The organism is Burkholderia sp. Ac-20344 (assembly GCF_017104975.1).
Classification (GTDB): domain Bacteria; phylum Pseudomonadota; class Gammaproteobacteria; order Burkholderiales; family Burkholderiaceae; genus Burkholderia.
On sequence record NZ_JAAGPP010000015.1, the window covers coordinates 32858 to 45561 of the forward strand.

Annotated in this window: 17 protein-coding genes and 1 tRNA gene; 8 read left to right on the top strand and 10 right to left on the bottom strand. The window is 59.9% G+C overall.

Annotated features, from left to right (window positions below):
• Positions 1 to 51: 51 nt before the first annotated feature.
• From G3N64_RS07465 to G3N64_RS07480, 4 genes are all read right to left on the bottom strand, one after another.
• On the bottom strand, positions 52 to 426 hold the full coding sequence (locus G3N64_RS07465) for a hypothetical protein (RefSeq protein ID WP_241020830.1): 375 nt from the start codon (positions 424 to 426) through the stop codon (positions 52 to 54).
• Positions 404 to 784: a hypothetical protein gene (locus G3N64_RS07470; protein WP_205783185.1), complete on the bottom strand. Its 381-nt coding sequence runs from the start codon at positions 782 to 784 to the stop codon at positions 404 to 406. Before G3N64_RS07470 ends, G3N64_RS07465 begins: the two co-directional genes overlap by 23 nt.
• Positions 785 to 913: 129 nt before the next feature.
• A complete protein-coding gene (locus tag G3N64_RS07475; protein ID WP_205783186.1) occupies positions 914 to 1438 on the bottom strand; it encodes a hypothetical protein in 525 nt (174 codons plus the stop codon).
• Between the two features lie 32 nt (positions 1439 to 1470).
• The gene (locus G3N64_RS07480) at positions 1471 to 1944 is read right to left on the bottom strand and encodes a hypothetical protein (protein ID WP_205783187.1); all 474 of its coding nucleotides are present in this window, start codon (positions 1942 to 1944) and stop codon (positions 1471 to 1473) included.
• 161 nt (positions 1945 to 2105) lie between these two features.
• Here G3N64_RS07480 and G3N64_RS07485 point away from each other — a divergent pair, with 161 nt between their 5' ends.
• Positions 2106 to 2351, top strand: a complete 246-nt coding sequence (locus G3N64_RS07485) for a helix-turn-helix transcriptional regulator (RefSeq protein WP_205783188.1) — start codon at positions 2106 to 2108, stop codon at positions 2349 to 2351.
• A gap of 43 nt (positions 2352 to 2394) precedes the next feature.
• On the opposite strand, the gene G3N64_RS07490 is transcribed toward G3N64_RS07485, so the two are convergent.
• Positions 2395 to 2874 carry a helix-turn-helix domain-containing protein gene (locus G3N64_RS07490; RefSeq protein ID WP_205783189.1) on the bottom strand — a complete coding sequence of 160 codons (480 nt, stop codon included), beginning with the start codon at positions 2872 to 2874 and terminating at the stop codon, positions 2395 to 2397.
• Positions 2875 to 3071: 197 nt separating this feature from the next.
• On the opposite strand from G3N64_RS07490, the gene G3N64_RS07495 reads away from it, so the two are divergent.
• Together G3N64_RS07495 and G3N64_RS40385 are read left to right on the top strand one after the other, a co-directional pair.
• On the top strand, positions 3072 to 3470 hold the full coding sequence (locus G3N64_RS07495) for a helix-turn-helix transcriptional regulator (RefSeq protein WP_205783190.1): 399 nt from the start codon (positions 3072 to 3074) through the stop codon (positions 3468 to 3470).
• Positions 3471 to 3498: 28 nt separating this feature from the next.
• On the top strand, positions 3499 to 4719 hold the full coding sequence (locus G3N64_RS40385) for an HNH endonuclease signature motif containing protein (RefSeq protein WP_346778805.1): 1221 nt from the start codon (positions 3499 to 3501) through the stop codon (positions 4717 to 4719).
• Between the two features lie 5 nt (positions 4720 to 4724).
• Here G3N64_RS40385 and G3N64_RS07505 read toward each other — a convergent pair whose 3' ends face one another.
• Positions 4725 to 4955, bottom strand: coding sequence for a hypothetical protein (locus tag G3N64_RS07505; protein ID WP_205783191.1), 231 nt, complete (start codon positions 4953 to 4955; stop codon positions 4725 to 4727).
• Positions 4956 to 5070: 115 nt separating this feature from the next.
• Here G3N64_RS07505 and G3N64_RS07510 point away from each other — a divergent pair, with 115 nt between their 5' ends.
• Complete coding sequence (locus G3N64_RS07510) at positions 5071 to 5385, top strand: hypothetical protein (RefSeq protein ID WP_205783192.1); 315 nt, start codon at positions 5071 to 5073, stop codon at positions 5383 to 5385.
• 187 nt (positions 5386 to 5572) lie between these two features.
• On the opposite strand, the gene G3N64_RS07515 is transcribed toward G3N64_RS07510, so the two are convergent.
• Positions 5573 to 7624 carry an ATP-binding protein gene (locus G3N64_RS07515; RefSeq protein ID WP_183161837.1) on the bottom strand — a complete coding sequence of 684 codons (2052 nt, stop codon included), beginning with the start codon at positions 7622 to 7624 and terminating at the stop codon, positions 5573 to 5575.
• A gap of 198 nt (positions 7625 to 7822) precedes the next feature.
• Here G3N64_RS07515 and G3N64_RS07520 point away from each other — a divergent pair.
• Positions 7823 to 7897, top strand: a tRNA-Gly gene (locus G3N64_RS07520).
• 132 nt (positions 7898 to 8029) lie between these two features.
• Positions 8030 to 8797: a tRNA (guanosine(46)-N7)-methyltransferase TrmB gene (trmB, locus tag G3N64_RS07525; protein WP_205783193.1), complete on the top strand. Its 768-nt coding sequence runs from the start codon at positions 8030 to 8032 to the stop codon at positions 8795 to 8797.
• 147 nt (positions 8798 to 8944) lie between these two features.
• On the opposite strand, the gene G3N64_RS07530 is transcribed toward trmB, so the two are convergent.
• The 3 genes from G3N64_RS07530 to G3N64_RS07540 form a co-directional block, all read right to left on the bottom strand.
• The gene (locus G3N64_RS07530) at positions 8945 to 9775 is read right to left on the bottom strand and encodes an undecaprenyl-diphosphate phosphatase (protein WP_205783194.1); all 831 of its coding nucleotides are present in this window, start codon (positions 9773 to 9775) and stop codon (positions 8945 to 8947) included.
• An 81-nt stretch (positions 9776 to 9856) separates the two neighbouring features.
• A complete protein-coding gene (locus G3N64_RS07535) occupies positions 9857 to 10438 on the bottom strand; it encodes a DUF1439 domain-containing protein (RefSeq protein WP_205783195.1) in 582 nt (193 codons plus the stop codon).
• Positions 10435 to 10752, bottom strand: coding sequence for a YkgJ family cysteine cluster protein (locus G3N64_RS07540; RefSeq protein WP_205783196.1), 318 nt, complete (start codon positions 10750 to 10752; stop codon positions 10435 to 10437). The genes G3N64_RS07535 and G3N64_RS07540 overlap by 4 nt, the downstream gene beginning before the upstream one ends.
• 171 nt (positions 10753 to 10923) lie before the next feature.
• Here G3N64_RS07540 and hemN point away from each other — a divergent pair, with 171 nt between their 5' ends.
• Both hemN and G3N64_RS07550 read left to right on the top strand, forming a co-directional pair.
• Positions 10924 to 12315 carry an oxygen-independent coproporphyrinogen III oxidase gene (hemN, locus tag G3N64_RS07545; protein ID WP_205783197.1) on the top strand — a complete coding sequence of 464 codons (1392 nt, stop codon included), beginning with the start codon at positions 10924 to 10926 and terminating at the stop codon, positions 12313 to 12315.
• A gap of 98 nt (positions 12316 to 12413) precedes the next feature.
• Complete coding sequence (locus G3N64_RS07550) at positions 12414 to 12671, top strand: hypothetical protein (RefSeq protein ID WP_085039650.1); 258 nt, start codon at positions 12414 to 12416, stop codon at positions 12669 to 12671.
• Positions 12672 to 12704: the final 33 nt, after the last annotated feature.

Consider the following 12704-nt stretch of genomic DNA (forward strand, 5'->3'; position numbering starts at 1 on the left):
AGGCGTAGAAAACCGGGATTCGTGGCATCGAGTCCCGGACACGCACGCAGCCTATCTATCTGGAGCGGCCGCACACGCCTCATCAAGCCACTGAGCGTGACGTTGTTCGTCGATCGGATCGCCATGCCAGAACTCGTAGTGATGAAGCTCGCGCCTTTCGATTTGGGCGCGCACCACGACTTCGATGCAGAACTTGCCGTCGTCGCGCTTGCACATGCGACCGAGCAATGCAGCCTTGCCATCCTTCGACGTTGCAACCAGATAGCCGTCTTCCGCGACAACTAGCGCCCATTGCCGGTTGAGCGAATCGACCGACATGACGCCGATCCGCTCCGTCGTCTCCGGCGACGATTTCCTTTCGAACAACGTTTCGAATTTCCGTCTGCGATTCATACGCTGAGGATCAATTGCAGCGGGATAGCTCATCAGTGCTTTGCCAGATATTCCCCGCCCTATCGACGAGACGTAGCTTTCCACCGTCAATCTTCAGACTCAACACTTCCTTTCGTCCTACGCCGTCTCCCTTGCAGTCGAACGTCCCATTGATGTGGGAAGCATCGATAGTCGACATCTTGAGCAAGGTGCATTGCGCTTCGCCGTATGAGACGGTGGTCCTGTCGGTGCGCACGATAGACATGGCGGCCTCAGTATTCTGCGGAGTCGTTGCCTGTTTGCAGTTGGATGCCCAATCGCCCTGAAATTGCTTGGGGATGGTCGTGGCAGCGTTGGCTCCAACGACAACGCAAAGTCCAGCAGCAAGAACAGAAATTTTGATGTGCTTCATTCGTGATACCCCGTCTGCTATCCGTTACCTGTCGCGACGCCTTTGAGTCAACGACTTGCCGGTTGATCACGGGGAATGCGAGACGCATGCCCCGATTTTGATTTCCTCGCCGCACTTGCCTATCATCGCTCAATAACTTCTCTGCGGCCCGCCGCCTGACGGTTTTTCTCCCACGCACACAAGACGCAGATGATCTCGGATATCCGGTCTGCCGGGCACCGGGCGGTCCATCATCAACGCCATCGTGTCGTTACCGTCCGTTCCAATCAGCATCCCGTCGTAAGGTTTTTGATTGTTTTGAAACCCCGAACCGATAAATTCGTCCACAAACTGTATCTTCAACATCCCATCATCGATCTTCACTCTAAACTTTCCCTTCACTTCTACTGAGTTCCGATGGCCGGTACGCGGATCGGGATGCGAGTTCAACCGGGAGTAATATCCGTCGTCATGGAAATCGTAATAGGCATGTTCATCCGTCACTTTCCCATCTACAGCTTCGCGACACTTGAAGCTTCGCCAGCTCCCAAGCTTGGGACCAACAAGAAAGTCCAGTGTTTTGTCGATCGGCGTTTTAGCAAAGCTAGACCACGACACCACCAATACCGATATTCCTAGAAAGCATTTGTTGAGCGCCGCTTTTCTTTTTCCCATACAAATCCCCGCAATACATGCCTTAATTTTATTTAATGACCAACAACCCTGATCTCTGACTCCATCTTACGAATGCGTACCTCGACCTCCGAATCGGCATCCGGCGTGATCTTGTAGTTTTCCGGCCAACTCGTTGTGACACTGCAAAGTCGAACACTACGTTCGGGGCGCGAGTTCTGGGCGCTGTCGGCGTTCTGGATGTACCAAGCGTCATCCGCGCAGTCCCGCTCGATGTTTCTGCTTGGCTTATTCTTTGCGAGATAGTAGATCGCCTGATGCACTTCGAACGGGATGCTACGTCGGAGTTGACGAGCACCCTCAGTGTTGCCGTTCGACGCAATCCGGTCCGCCCTCGCCTCCATGCACTGCATCTTCAATTGGAGGTATTGCTTGCAGCTCGGTCCCAACTCATCCGCGCGGCAAGAACCAGCACTCATCGCCATTGCCGCGATGGCGACAGCGATGACTCGTCCCGCTCCCGTAATGCTGACTTCCAGCTTGATCATTCCTGTCACCCCGTTTGGCCTTCTGTAATTTTCTGCTGACCTCCAGCGGCACATCGACGGCCACCGATACCAAATGTCACTCATAGTGCGTGTCACTATAGAGAGTGGCTTCATAAAGGTCAAATCCATACCCTCGATCGGATGTTCATGGACGTCCAACGATGGATTACGACCCGCTGGAACTATTCGGAAAACGACTGGTGGAACTGCGCAAGGCAAGAGGCTGGTCGCAGGAAAAGCTCGCCCTCGAATCGGGTTTGGCGCGGTCGTATGTCGGCGGGATCGAGCGCGGCCAGAGAAACATCGCGCTCTACAATATCTGCGTGCTAGCTGAGACGTTGGGCGTGGCCCCGAGCGACATGCTTGCGTTCGACTCCGGCCATGGAAAAACGCAGCGTCGCAGGTAGTGTGCCGCAACGCTGCTGGCTGAGTTCGCACCGGCCGCCATAATTACGCGACGCGCGCCAGAATCCGACGTTGCGCCTGATACTGGATATTCTGCGCATCGCCTTGCAACTCCTCCAGCGCCTTCGTCAGAACGTCCTGGAGCAACGGCAGCAACGCTTCCAATTGCCCGGTGATTCCCGCGTCTGCCGCAAGATTACCGACGAGCCGCTGGTAGCCATCGAAGCCAAACATTCTTTCTCGAATCGGTCTCAGAACCCGGCGACGGTCGTCGTTTCGCTCCTCGCTTATCTCAACGTACCCGAGATGCTGAAGGTCGAATGCAGCCCCGATCACCTGCCCCTGACTGCCGCCGAGAATACAACTCAGCTCATGCAAGGTCATGCCGGGAAACGCACAAATCAAACTGAGCGCCCGTGCTGCCATCGGCGTCATCTGCAATGCGTTACCCAGTGCCGAAGCTCGGCAACCCTCGTAGACGGCCATGAAGGAATGGAATCGGGAAAGTGAATCGTTCGTGGTCATAGTTCATTAGTTTTTCTGGAACCATCAAGGCCACCGCCCTACAGCAGCCACCTGCCTGCCGGAATTCGTACACTTCCCCACCCGCTCAGGCATCTCCGCACGATACGTCAACGCCTCGACAAATTCAACCATATTGGAATATAACATTCCCATATGGTTGTTCATCGTAATCGGAATGAAGACGACCATATCGTCCTATGACTACCCGCCCTACCTCGCCGACCGACGACGCCCAAGACGCGCTGCTTGCTGCTCGTGTTGGGACCGCTATTGCCGAACAACGACGCGCCCGCGGTCTGACTCAAGCGAAGCTCGCAGAGATGATCAATCTCGAACAGGAAGCGATCAGTCGATGGGAACGCGGTGCGCGGATGCCGACCTTGCATCGGCTCCAGCAGCTCAGTGACGCGCTCGACTGCTCAGTAGACCAGCTATTGCAGCGCGGATCGAAGCGGCCCGACGACCAACTGGCGATGATCGCGGACGCACTTGATGGGCTGGATAGCGATGAACGAACGCTCGTCGTGAATTTCGTCCAGCAATTTGCCGACATGCTCAAAGCAAAGCGCTTGCCGAAGCATCGGCGACGCAAATAATCGAACGCTTGGCCCAGGAGTCTGCCCAGTGGAAGCCTCAATCTTCGATAAACCACACAACGAAGCGTTCTCCGACCTCGGGGCACAGCGCCCCGTTCGAGAGTGGTCCATGTTCGACGTTGCTGCCGAAGAAGCCGAAGAAGGTAAGGCTGCGTTTCTCCTGACGACCATATGGAACTACCACAGCGAAAAGGATCACCAAGATAAGCGGATCAAGACGGAAGTTGCGATCTGTAAGGATCGGGCTACCGGTACGTACTGGTATTGCATGCCCAACGCGCCATCGAAAATCTCAAGGCGAACGCATGTCGCTCATATGCGGCGGATAGATCTTGCCTTCAAGCAGCATGTGCCCGTTGTCGGAATCTTGAAGGATGTCGACTCGGGAAGATGTGCAAGCTCTCAGCTGTTTGACTGCCCCGAAATCAGGGAGTCCGTCGACGGAAAGGCGATATGGCTTCGCTTGGTGCCACGTAACAAAATCGCGTACGAAACGAAAGAAATCGACATCGACCGACTAGCCAACCCTAGTTACGGCCCGCTTGATGGAAATGGGAGTGTGGCGTCGGACGAACTGTCAGCCGGTAGTTGGTCCGAGCCCGAATTGAGGGCCTCGGTAGCTGCCTACTTGGACATGGCCCGTCGTTTCCGAGACGCTCGTCCGGTTGTGAAACGACAGGTCTATCGAGATCTCGCGGCGCAAATTGGTCGATCCGAAAAATCGTGCGAATACAGGATGCGGAACATTTCCTACGTTCTTGAGCTCATGGGACGCGATTGGATACCGGGCCTCCCACCGGCAACAAATGTTGGCGTAAGGGTCGCCGGGCAGATAGAAGCCCTCATCTGCGAATTGGAAAGTCGACAGGAATTGCCTCGGGCTGCCGAAGCGGTAACCATCGCCGAGCTTCGCGAGACGCTGGAGGAACGGCCCGATGGCAATAAAGCGCCTGGCACAGCAACATCAACGACTACCAGCTTCGTGCGCGACCTCAAGGTCAAAGCGTGGGTGCTTAAGCGAGCGAAGGACAATTGTGAGGCTTGCGACCAACCCGCGCCATTTTCGGGTGCAAATGGTCCGTTTCTCGAAGTTCATCATCTCCGCAAGCTGGCGGACGGCGGGTCGGATACGGTGACGAATGCGGTCGCAGTTTGCCCGAACTGCCATCGGCGACTGCACTTCTCCAAAGACGCGCGCGCATACCGGGAAACCATCTATGAAAAAGTAACTGAACTGGTGCGCGAGTAAAAATCTCAAGATTCGGGCGGACGACCGCTGTACGTCGCCCATGCCGACTCAATGAGCGTCTCGTCCACATCACACGCCTCGAACCCCGGAACGTCTTCGAGAAGCATGAGCAGACTTTCGATGAACTCTGCTCGCGAAAGCTTGCCGCCGAAATCGTCACGCACTGCGGTAGCCAGATTGTGAATCTGCCCGATGGTCAGCGGTGGGAAATCGTTGGGGTGTTTGATGTCGTCCATGCGACGACTATCCCGGCTATACCGTGATCCTGGCAACGAAGCACGCCCGTCTCCGCACTGCCTTCGCTATACTTCCCTGACGGCGGCCCATCGTTTCGCCGTTTGGGGGGCAACGATGAGCACCTATGGTATTTCGATGATTAAGCTGGACGCGACGATCGGGGAAGTGGCCGAAGCGAAAATTCATCGGTTCAGTAAGAACGACGACGGAAGCGTCGGATTAGATGCGGGCCGAGCGCTGGCTTATCATGAGATTGCCAGTCTGATCCTGCGCGGTGATACCGTGTTCGTCATCGTGCCCGACGGTCCCGGCGCGTACCGCCACACCGATAAAGTCCGAGTGAAGTCCGGGCAGCACGAGTATCTGGAGAGTGTCTCGGATGATGGTATTTCGACTGCTGCACTGATGGCGCTCCCCACCTATCAGTAGCCGAACGCAACTGCGTCCGAGATCGCTGCTCGCTATCGCAACCACAATCAGATCGCGAATTTTGAAATTGACACGCAACGGATAATCGTTAGAGGTTTAATACCGCCCCACCTAACGATCATCCCAATACCTCCGAAACAAAACAACGACATGGCTCAATAGAACTCGGCCACTTGCTTGCTCCGCTCTAGCTCGACCTACGTTGATCACGTGGTTTCGACTGGGAATTTCCCTGCGCGCTGCGCCCTCGATCTGCACCAGCAGCCCGCTGTTGCTTGATTGCGAAATCCAAATTCTTTTGGACGATGTCTCGGAGATTCATATCCTCCGTTGTTAGCGCCTGCTCGAGGTCTCGCCGTGCAGAGGCCAAAAAACGCCTACAGTCATCCCACGCCCGTCGCCTTGCTTGCGCTGACAACTGCCGACTGTTGCGGGCTGTTTGCGCACACTGCTTCGCCATACCGATATATGCGTTACCACGCACTTGGAGTAGTGACGGATTGGTGCTCCACTCCGGGTGATCGCGAAATTGCTTATTCAAAAACTCCACCGCAGCATGATCTCCGCCCGAGCGGCTCAATCCCTGAGCGAGCTTTCGTACTTCTCGCTCCTCCACATAGCCTTGAGAGGCAGCCAAGTACAACTTTCGAGCTTCTTCACGGTCATTTTGTGTCGGTTGCTCACGCAAGGTTAGCGCATCCGCGAGCCGTGTAAGCACGAAAGGAGGTAGCCCGGCCAAATGAATTCGTTGATGATTTATGTAATCACGGACCAATGACACATCCGCAAGCGCCATCGATACATCTGCCAAGAGCCCTACCACTCGATGATTCAGCGGATCACGTTGCAGCAGTGTATCGACACGATCTTTCGCGTTATAAAACTCTCCAAGCGAAATTGCTTCCTCGATAGCACTGTACTCACGTGCGAGCGCATGACGAGGGTGAGCTGGTAACAGGCAAGCAACGGTTGCCTCTGTAACGTCAAAGCTGGGCGCAGGACACCCCTCTTCTCGCATAGACCGAATGATCGTAGGTATCCCCTGCCCTTCGGCTTGAGCCAACTGTAAACGGTTCAGAAACCATGCTAGGCTTTGATTTCGCCATTTAGAAGTCGCCTTACCTTCGCGGAAGGCGTCCACTCGAACACCCGTTGGCAGAGAACCAGGAGAGGTAATTTCAATCCGATCCGAGAAGACCGTAGTTCGAGTCGGCTCCGGCCGTTCGTAGTCTCTATGCGCGAGCGCATTCACCATGGCTTCTGTGAGCGCTTGGCGTGGATATTTCAACGCATTAGGACTCTGAGCATTTGTCTTATCAAAAGCGACATGACTCTGAATTCCAAGCAGGTCGATCGATCGTCTTGCTTGCTCGATGAGGGACCCAGCTAGTTCATGCCGCTCAGCGTGAGGCTCAGATCTATCAACTCCCGGGTAAATGGACAGCAAAGCATAAGCACCGGGCACGTGTAACTGGAGCTGTCGCGCAAATAGCAGCACCGCAAAATTTCGAGGCCTCAATTGGCCTGTCAGAGCGTCTCGTCCGCACAGCGGTGGCACAAATGGGCTCAACGACTGCGTGTCCGACAAATACTCATCGATCCCTCGATTGGGATCGAAGACATTCATTCGCTGCAAGGCGTCCCGGAATGCAACCAAATCAAGATCGTTCGTAGTCGCGGTAGGGCATATCCGTCTATCCCACGGCTCGACATCGCCCTTACGAACCAACAACTCTCGGAGAATTCCATCACGAGCTTCTCGAGTCTCTCGACTCAATCGTACATAGTGCTTCCCACTATCGTTACCACGGCGAAATGTGTGGGCGTGGGATGTCGCCGCAACAACGAAGACCAGAATACGCTTGTCAGGCGTAGGCCCATCCAGCTCACGCACGAGCGGAGCGATTCCCGGAAAAACCCTATCGCGACATGCAGTCAGCACCCGCCCCTCAATCTCGCGCAAACGCGAAGCCGTCAATCCGACAAGATTGACCGCAGGGAATCCATGCTCGTCCTTCTTTTCCGCAGCGCCACAGACGACATATCCGCCCCCTAGATTTGACCAGTCGTTTGCAAAGGCCGAGATAGTGGCAACGACGTCGTCTATGTCAGCTACGTTTTCCTTCCATTCAACTTGCTCGCTCTCGCGCAGCAGCAAAGAATTCAAATCAACGCTAAAGCCTGCCCCCGTCGCGCTCATCCGGTCCCATCCTTTTTCTATTAGAAGTTCGTCAACCATCTTCAGATCCGACATAGCCGCACAGAATGGAACGAACCCTTAAGCGAGGTCAAGTGGGACGTGGACGCAGTGGCATCCGAAAAAACGCACCTTCAGCGATGCCACGGCCCAGCTACGCGGCCATGCCAGTTTCGCTGCCACCGGCCAAAACGCCCCGCTTGCCATCTCCACCCAAACCCCTGTAGAATTGCGCGTTCTGCGGGCGTCGTATAATGGCCATTACCTCAGCTTCCCAAGCTGATGACGTGGGTTCGATTCCCATCGCCCGCTCCACTTTCCGGCTGCATCGCAGCCTGCGCATGAGCCGCCTCGTCGAAGGCGGCTTTTTTGTACCATGTGCCGGTTCACCCGGCGCACTGCTGCGCAACGGGCCCTCGCCCGCAACCGAGCCTTTCTCTGTCACCAATGATGCACGACGATCCGAACGAAGCCGGCCTGCCGCCGCACGACGACGCCATTCCCGACGAAGCCGCCGAAGGCGCCGACGCAGTCAATCCGCTGCACCACCGCCGCATCCGCAGCTTCGTGACGCGCGCCGGCCGCGTATCGACCGGCCAGCGCCGCGCGATGGACGAACTCGGCCCGCGCTTCGTGGTGCCGTATGCGCCGGAGCTGCCCGACTGGAACGCGGTGTTCGGCCGCAGCGCGCCGCGCATCCTCGAGATCGGCTTCGGGATGGGCGCGTCGACCGCGGAAATCGCCGCAAACCGCCCCGGCGACGACTTCCTCGGCGTCGAAGTCCACGAACCGGGCGTCGGCGCGCTGCTGAAGCTGATCGGCGAGCAGGATCTGTCGAACATCCGCATCATCCAGCACGACGCAGTCGAGGTGCTCGAGCACATGCTCGCGCCGGAAAGCCTCGATGGCGTGCACATTTTCTTCCCCGACCCGTGGCACAAGGCGCGCCACCACAAGCGCCGGCTGATCCAGCCGCCGCTCGTCGCGCATCTCGCGTCGCGCCTGAAGCCCGGCGCGTACATTCACTGCGCGACCGACTGGCAGAACTACGCGGAACAGATGCTCGACGTGCTCGGCGCGGAGCCGACGCTCGAAAACACGGCCGCCGACTACGCACCGCGCCCCGACTACCGCCCGGTGACGAAGTTCGAACGGCGCGGGCTGCGGCTCGGCCACGGCGTGTGGGACCTGGTGTTCCGCAAGCGCGCGAACTGATCCCGCCCGACATCGCGCGCACGGCGTCAAGCAAAACGGCCCAACCGGCAAATGCCGATTGGGCCGTTTTTACGTTGGGTGCACGTACGGCGTCGAGCGTTGCGGGCGGCGCCCGGCTTCACGCATGCACGGCGCCGCTGCCCCGTGTCACGCCCAGTTCAGCCAGCCGCTGTACCCGACCAGCAGCACGAACAGCCCGAACGCGATCCGGTACCACGCGAACACCGTGAAATCGTGCGTCGCGACGTAGCGCAGCAGCCAGCGCACGCACACGAACGCGCTGACGAACGCCGCGACGAGCCCGAGTGCGAACAGGCCGAGCGAATCGACGGTGAACGCCTGCCAGTCCTTGACGGTTTCATAGAGCGTCGCGCCGAAGATGATCGGGATCGCGAGGAAGAACGAGAATTCGGTGGCCACGCGCCGGTCGAGGCCGAACAGCATCCCGCCGATGATCGTCGAGCCCGAGCGCGACATGCCTGGAATCAGCGCAAAACACTGCGCGATGCCGACCTTGAGCGCATCGAGCGGCGTCAGCGCATCGACCGACATCACCCGCGGCGGCTCGCCGCGTTCGCGCTGCCGCGCCTCGGCCCACAGGATGATCGCGCCGCCCACGACGAGCGCGAACGCGACGGGAACCGGCGAGAACAGCACAGCCTTGATCTTCTTCTCGAACAGGAGGCCGAGTGCGATCGCGGGAATCGTCGCGATCACGACGTTCAGCGTGAAGCGCCGCGCGTCGGGCCGGCTCGGCAGCCCGGACACGATGGACGCGATCCGTTGCCGGTATTCCCAGCAGACCGCGAGGATCGCACCGAACTGGATCACGACGTCGAACGTCTTCGCGTGCGAATCATTGAAATTCAGGAAGCTGCCCGTGACGATCAGGTGACCGGTGCTCGACACCGGCAGGAATTCCGTCAGCCCCTCGACGACGCCGAGGATCAAAGCCTTGCAGATCAGGATCCAGTCCATCCGTGGCCCAACTCCGAAATGGTCGAATGAATGGGCCACTCTTCCGCGCGCGGCCCCCCTCCGGCCGAGCGCGGTTCGTCGTCACTTTTCGACGATCGCCACGCGTATGCCGTTTGTAAGAATCGTAATTGTACCGGGTTCGTAGTTCACCCCGGCAAATTGCAATTGTTCGGGCTTGAACGTGTAGATCGGGTAGTCGGTCAGCAACTGCGTCGCGAGCAGGCCGGCGGCCGCACCAACCTGTTGCGCATACATCTGTGCGTCGCCGTCGAGCGCGAGGCTGTCGACGGCCGGCGACTTCAGCACGACCGAGCGGCTCGGCGCGTCGTACGCGAGCTGGCCCGACACGGTGAACTTGCCGCTGACGGGCGCGCGCAGGAACGGACTCACGAAATGCGCGTCGAGCTGCACGGCCACGCGGTTCTGGTCGGGCAGCAGGTTGACGGCCGGGTTCGCGAGCGACACGTCGACGACCTGCGCGACCGTCTTCTGGTACGGAAACTTGCGCGCGACGGCTTTCTGCACGTCGCCGCGCGAGAACGTGTAGTGATCGGGGATGAACGGGAACGTCGACGCGCACGCGGCGAGCGACAGCGTCACGCCGATGGCGCCGACGGTTGCGGCAAGAAAACGGCGCCGGCCCGGCGCGCAAGGTGCGGTCATGCTGAACACTCTCCTGGTGGCGACGGCCGCGTCGCGGCCTCGAGACGCGTGAGCCACGCGAGCGCGTCGTCGCGCGACGCGCCGCACATGTCCGCGGCCGGCTGCAACCCGGAACAGCACGCGGGCCGCTCGGGGCGGCCGAAGATCCGGCAGCGCAGGTCGTCGCCGAGCTGCACGCAGCGCACGCCGGCCGGCTTGCCGTCGGGCATGCCCGGAATCGGGCTGGAAATCGACGGCGCGATGCAGCACGCGCCGCAGCCCTCGCGGCACGCATGCGGCGGCGGGACATCGGCAGGCGCCGGACGGACAGGCATTTCGACGGACACTCGGCTCTCTCGAACGAACAACAAAAAACGGTGCGGCAACCGGACGTGTGCCGGCAGCCCCACCCCGCATTGTGCCATCGCCGGCTGCGACGTTATTACACAATGCAGCCGAATCGCGCGTTTATATACTCGAAAGCATCTAAAAAGCGCGAGACCATCATGCGTACCGGTTCTGCCGACTCATTGTTCCGTCCCGATTTGCTCACGAAATACGGCGCGAACGGGCCGCGCTATACGTCATACCCCACCGCGCTGCAGTTCCGCGACGATTTCGACCCGGCCGACTATGTGCGCGCGGCAAGCGATCCCGGCGCGTCGTCGAGCGAGCTGTCGCTGTACTTCCACATCCCGTTCTGCAACTCCGCGTGTTTCTACTGCGGCTGCAACAAGATCGCGACCAACAACCGTCGCCGCGCGCGCCCGTATCTCGACCAGCTCAAGCGCGAGATGGCGCTGCAGGCCGCGCTGTTCGATCCCGCGCGCCCGGTCACGCAACTGCACTGGGGCGGCGGCACGCCCACCTTCCTGTCCGACGACGAAACGGCCGAGCTGATGACGGCCACCCGCGAGCACTTCGCGCTCGCGCCGGACGCCGATGCCGAGTTCTCGATCGAGATCGACCCGCGCACGGTCACGCCCGCGACGCTCGTCCACCTGCGCACCATCGGCTTCAACCGGCTGAGCCTCGGCGTGCAGGATTTCGATCCGGTCGTGCAGCAGGCGATCAACCGCGTCCAGCCGCTGGCGATGACGGCCGACCTGCTCTCGGCCGCGCGCACGACGGGCTTTCATTCGGTGAGCGTCGACCTGATCTACGGGTTGCCGCACCAGACCGTGTCCGTCTTCGCGCGCACGCTGGAAACGATCATCGAACTCGCACCCGATCGGCTGTCGGTGTTCGGCTACGCGCACATGCCGCACCTGTTCAAGATGCAGCGGCAGATCGACGACGCGACGCTGCCGCCGCCGGAAACACGCATCGCGCTGCTCGGCCTCGCGATCGACATGCTGACGTCGGCAGGGTACGTGTACATCGGGATGGACCACTTCGCGCGGCCGTCCGACGAGCTCGTGCGCGCGCAGAAGAACGGCACGCTGCAGCGCAATTTCCAGGGCTACAGCACGCGCGCGGACACCGACCTTGTCGGCTTCGGCGTGTCGTCGATCGGCAAGGTCGGCGACGTCTATGCGCAGAACGCGAAGGACCTGCCCGCCTACGGCGCCGCGCTCGACGCAGGCCGGCTGCCGATCGCGCGCGGCGTGCGGCTCACGCCCGACGACCGGCTGCGCCGCGACGTGATCACGCAACTGATGTGCAACCTCGACCTGCCGTTCTCGCATGTCGAGGCCGCGCACGGCATCCGCTTCGCCGATCATTTCGCGCGCGAACTCGACGCGCTGCGCCCGTTCGAGCACGACGGGCTGCTGACGATCGCGGCCGACCGCCTGACGATCCTTCCGGCCGGCCGGATGGTCGTGCGCAACATCGCGATGGCGTTCGACGCGTATCTCGGCCAGACGCAGCAGCAACGCTATTCGCGCACGGTCTAGCGCCCGGCAGGCCCCAGGGCCCGACGGGCCCCGGCCGGCCGCACGCGGGCGGCCGGTTTGATACAGTGTGGGGCTTACGCTCCGCCAGAATCCGCACGATGCGCACCACCAAAGCGACCCACGCGGTCGAACGCCTGAAGACCCGCTCCGGCAACCCGCAATTCGCGGCCGTCGCGATGGCGGGCGGCCTGTTCTATCTCGTCGACCGCTCGGGCGGCACGGCCGAGAAGCGCTGCGAGCCGCTGCCGCTCGACGAGTTCGTCAAGTTCGTCGACGAATACGGCCCCAAAAAGCCGCGCAAGGCGAGCAAGCTCGACCTCGCGTTCGAGGCGCAGATCAAGAAGAGCAAGGGGTAAAGGTCTGTTGCAGGCCGCCTGAAGGCTTCGCGG

Excerpts from the sequence above, each read along its gene's own strand:
- G3N64_RS07530 (WP_205783194.1), bottom strand. The coding sequence starts at position 9,775 with ATGGACTGGATCCTGATCTGCAAGGCTTTGATCCTCGGCGTCGTCGAG.
- G3N64_RS07470 (WP_205783185.1), bottom strand. The coding sequence starts at position 784 with ATGAAGCACATCAAAATTTCTGTTCTTGCTGCTGGACTTTGCGTTGTC.
- G3N64_RS07465 (WP_241020830.1), bottom strand. The coding sequence starts at position 426 with ATGAGCTATCCCGCTGCAATTGATCCTCAGCGTATGAATCGCAGACGG.
- G3N64_RS07535 (WP_205783195.1), bottom strand. The coding sequence starts at position 10,438 with ATGACCGCACCTTGCGCGCCGGGCCGGCGCCGTTTTCTTGCCGCAACC.
- G3N64_RS07505 (WP_205783191.1), bottom strand. The coding sequence starts at position 4,955 with ATGGACGACATCAAACACCCCAACGATTTCCCACCGCTGACCATCGGG.
- G3N64_RS07490 (WP_205783189.1), bottom strand. The coding sequence starts at position 2,874 with ATGACCACGAACGATTCACTTTCCCGATTCCATTCCTTCATGGCCGTC.
- G3N64_RS07485 (WP_205783188.1), top strand. The coding sequence starts at position 2,106 with ATGGATTACGACCCGCTGGAACTATTCGGAAAACGACTGGTGGAACTG.
- hemN (WP_205783197.1), top strand. The coding sequence starts at position 10,924 with ATGCGTACCGGTTCTGCCGACTCATTGTTCCGTCCCGATTTGCTCACG.
- G3N64_RS07480 (WP_205783187.1), bottom strand. The coding sequence starts at position 1,944 with ATGATCAAGCTGGAAGTCAGCATTACGGGAGCGGGACGAGTCATCGCT.
- G3N64_RS07495 (WP_205783190.1), top strand. The coding sequence starts at position 3,072 with ATGACTACCCGCCCTACCTCGCCGACCGACGACGCCCAAGACGCGCTG.
- G3N64_RS07515 (WP_183161837.1), bottom strand. The coding sequence starts at position 7,624 with ATGGTTGACGAACTTCTAATAGAAAAAGGATGGGACCGGATGAGCGCG.
- G3N64_RS07540 (WP_205783196.1), bottom strand. The coding sequence starts at position 10,752 with ATGCCTGTCCGTCCGGCGCCTGCCGATGTCCCGCCGCCGCATGCGTGC.
- G3N64_RS07510 (WP_205783192.1), top strand. The coding sequence starts at position 5,071 with ATGAGCACCTATGGTATTTCGATGATTAAGCTGGACGCGACGATCGGG.
- G3N64_RS07550 (WP_085039650.1), top strand. The coding sequence starts at position 12,414 with ATGCGCACCACCAAAGCGACCCACGCGGTCGAACGCCTGAAGACCCGC.
- G3N64_RS07475 (WP_205783186.1), bottom strand. The coding sequence starts at position 1,438 with ATGGGAAAAAGAAAAGCGGCGCTCAACAAATGCTTTCTAGGAATATCG.
- trmB (WP_205783193.1), top strand. The coding sequence starts at position 8,030 with ATGATGCACGACGATCCGAACGAAGCCGGCCTGCCGCCGCACGACGAC.